The organism is Mesorhizobium sp. M1E.F.Ca.ET.063.01.1.1 (genome assembly GCF_003998155.1).
In the GTDB taxonomy this organism is placed as follows: Bacteria; Pseudomonadota; Alphaproteobacteria; order Rhizobiales; family Rhizobiaceae; genus Mesorhizobium.
Genome location: NZ_RZSC01000804.1, coordinates 1 through 2578 on the forward strand (window position 1 = coordinate 1; position 2578 = coordinate 2578).

The following is a 2578-nucleotide window of genomic DNA, read 5'->3' on the forward strand; positions in this document are numbered from 1 at the left end:
GGACCGAGGGGGCCGAGTGGCCCGCAGGGTTCGCCTCCCGACCTCGAGGACATCATCCGCCGCGGCCAGGACAGGTTGCGACGCGCTCTTCCGGGCGGCGGCGGCGCCAGTCCGGCGGTCCTCGGGCTGATTGCGCTCGCGCTCGTCGTGCTTTGGGCCTTCAAGGCGATCTACACCGTGCAGCCTGACGAAGTCGCGGTCGAACTGCGTTTCGGCAAGCCGAAAGCGGAGCTTTCGCAGCCAGGCCTGCATTTCCACTGGTGGCCGATCGAGACGGTCGAGACGGCCAAGATTTCCGAGCAGCTCGTCAGCATCGGCGGCGGCTCGAGCAGCGGTTCCGGGCTGATGCTGTCCGGCGACCAGAACATCGTCAATGTGCAGTTCTCGGTCGCCTATCAGGTTTCCGATCCGAGGGCCTACCTGTTCGATGTCTCCGATCCCGACGGCATGCTGACGCAGGTTGCCGAAAGCGCCATGCGCGAAGTCGTCGGCCGGCGCCCGGCGCAGGATATTTTCCGCGACGATCGCCAGGGGATCGCCACTTCGGTGCGTGAGATCGTCCAGAACACGCTCGACGGCTACAAGACGGGTCTGCAAGTCAACGCAATTTCCATCGAGGATGCGGCGCCGCCGCGCGAGGTCGCCGACGCCTTCGACGAGGTGCAACGCGCCGAGCAGGACGAGGACAAGTTCGTCGAGCAGGCCAATCAATATTCCAACCAGAAGCTCGGCCAAGCACGCGGCCAAGCGGCGCAGATCCGCGAGGACGCGGCCGCCTACAAGAACCGTGTCGTGCAGGAAGCGGAAGGCGAGGCGCAGCGCTTCATCTCCGTCTACAACGAATACGCCAAGGCGCCCGATGTGACGCGCAAGCGCCTGTATCTGGAAACGATGGAGAGGATCCTGAAGGACTCGAACAAGGTCGTCGTCGAACCGGGCAATGGACAGGGAGTGCTTCCCTATCTGCCGCTGCCGGCACTGCAGCCGAAGGCGCCGCCGGCGCCGGTGCTGGGAGGTAACCAGTGATGGCCAACCGTCTTCCCATCATCGCGGTCATCGCCGCCGTCCTGCTGTTTCTGCTCTATTCGTCGGTGTTCGTCGTCAAGGCGGGCGAGCAGGCCATCGTGCTGAGATTCGGCGAGATTATCGACGTCAAGACCGAGCCAGGCATCTATTTCAAGGCGCCGTTCGCCTTCTTCGATGCCGACAGCGTTCAGACGATCGAGAAGAAAGTGATGCGCTTCGACCTCGACAACATCCGCGTCCAGGTCTCCGGCGGCAAATTCTACGAGGTCGATGCCTTCATCGCCTATCGCATCTCCGATCCGCGCACCTTCCGGGCGGCCGTGTCCGGACAGGTGGAACTTGCCGAAGCCCGGCTGAAGACGCGCCTCGATGCAGCGCTTCGCCGCGTCTATGGTCTGCGAGACTTCGAGGCGGCACTTTCCGAGGAGCGCGGCGTCATGATGCGCGAGGTGCGCGATCAGCTCCGTCCCGACGCGACGTCGCTCGGCCTCGACATCGAGGACGTGCGCATTCGCCGGACGGATCTGACGGCGGAAGTCTCGCAGCAGACCTACGACCGCATGAAGGCCGAACGTCTGGCGGAAGCCGAGCGGCTGAGAGCACGCGGCAACGAGGCGGCGCAACGCATCAGGGCCCGGGCCGACCGCGAGGTCGTCGAGATCGTCGCCGAGGCGCAGAAGGAATCGGAAATCCTGCGCGGTGAGGGCGAGGCGCAGCGCAGCGCCACCTTTGCGGATGCCTACAAGCGCGATCCGGCCTTCTTCGATTTCTATCGCTCGATGAATGCTTATGGCACCGCGCTGGACAACACCGGAACCACCATGGTGCTGTCGCCGGAGTCCGAGTTCTTCCGCTACTTCCGCGATCCGGGCAGCAAGCCCGTGCCTGGCCAACCGGCCGAGCAACAGTCGGCGCCGGCTGTGCCGGCGCCGCAGCCCAGCACCGCCCAGTAGCGGCGGTGCAGGATTTTCTCGCGGCAGTCGGCCTGGTCCTCGTCATCGAGGGCCTGGTCTATGGCGGGTTCCCGGCCTTGGCCCGGAAACTGGCGACGGAAGTGCTGTCGATGCCGGAGAATGTGCTGCGGGTCGGCGGATTGGGTGCAATCGCAATCGGCGTCGGCATCGTCTGGCTGGCGCGCGGCTGACGAATTTCCTTGGTGCCGCGACGATTGACGATTTATCTTCCGCCGATGGCTATAGCCGCAAACGTGCCTTATTTCTTGCCAACATGAGTTGGACAGGCGCCTTTGCGGAAGCGCTTTTCCTCTTCAGAAAGACCGGGAGGCCACGATGATATCCGACACCCTGTTGCGCGCGGCGCGGCGCACGCTTTTCGCCGGCGCCACCGCATTCGTCGTCGGCATAATTGCCGTCCCGTCTTTCGTCACGCCCACGATCGCGTCCGACGGACCGCCCTCGGTCGCCGATCTCGCCGAACGCCTGCTCGGCGCCGTGGTCAACATCTCGACCTCGCAAACCGTGAAAGGCACGGAAGGCCCGGGCGCGGTGCCGATGCCGCAGCTTCCCGAAGGTTCGCCCTTCCAGGATCTGTC

The 2578-nt window shown here is 64.7% G+C and carries 3 protein-coding genes and 1 pseudogene; all 4 read left to right on the forward strand.

Translation table 11 applies throughout. The features are described from left to right. On the forward strand, positions 1-1026 hold a 1026-nt coding region (gene hflK, locus EOA29_RS32560; protein ID WP_127222153.1), incomplete at its 5' end, for an FtsH protease activity modulator HflK. Continuing rightward, complete coding sequence (locus EOA29_RS32565) at positions 1026-1979, forward strand: protease modulator HflC (RefSeq protein ID WP_126093146.1); 954 nt, start codon at positions 1026-1028, stop codon at positions 1977-1979. The genes hflK and EOA29_RS32565, both read left to right, overlap by 1 nt. A 5-nt stretch (positions 1980-1984) precedes the next feature. Beyond that, positions 1985-2170 (forward strand): DUF2065 domain-containing protein, encoded by a 186-nt coding sequence (locus tag EOA29_RS32570; RefSeq protein WP_126093147.1) that lies wholly within the window; start codon positions 1985-1987, stop codon positions 2168-2170. A gap of 145 nt (positions 2171-2315) precedes the next feature. Beyond that, a pseudogene (locus EOA29_RS32575) lies at positions 2316-2578 on the forward strand (serine protease); the annotation flags it as partial.

Bases quoted from the DNA above. Each gene is read 5' to 3' on its own strand.
- EOA29_RS32565 (WP_126093146.1), top strand. From the start codon at position 1,026: ATGGCCAACCGTCTTCCCATCATCGCGGTCATCGCCGCCGTCCTGCTG.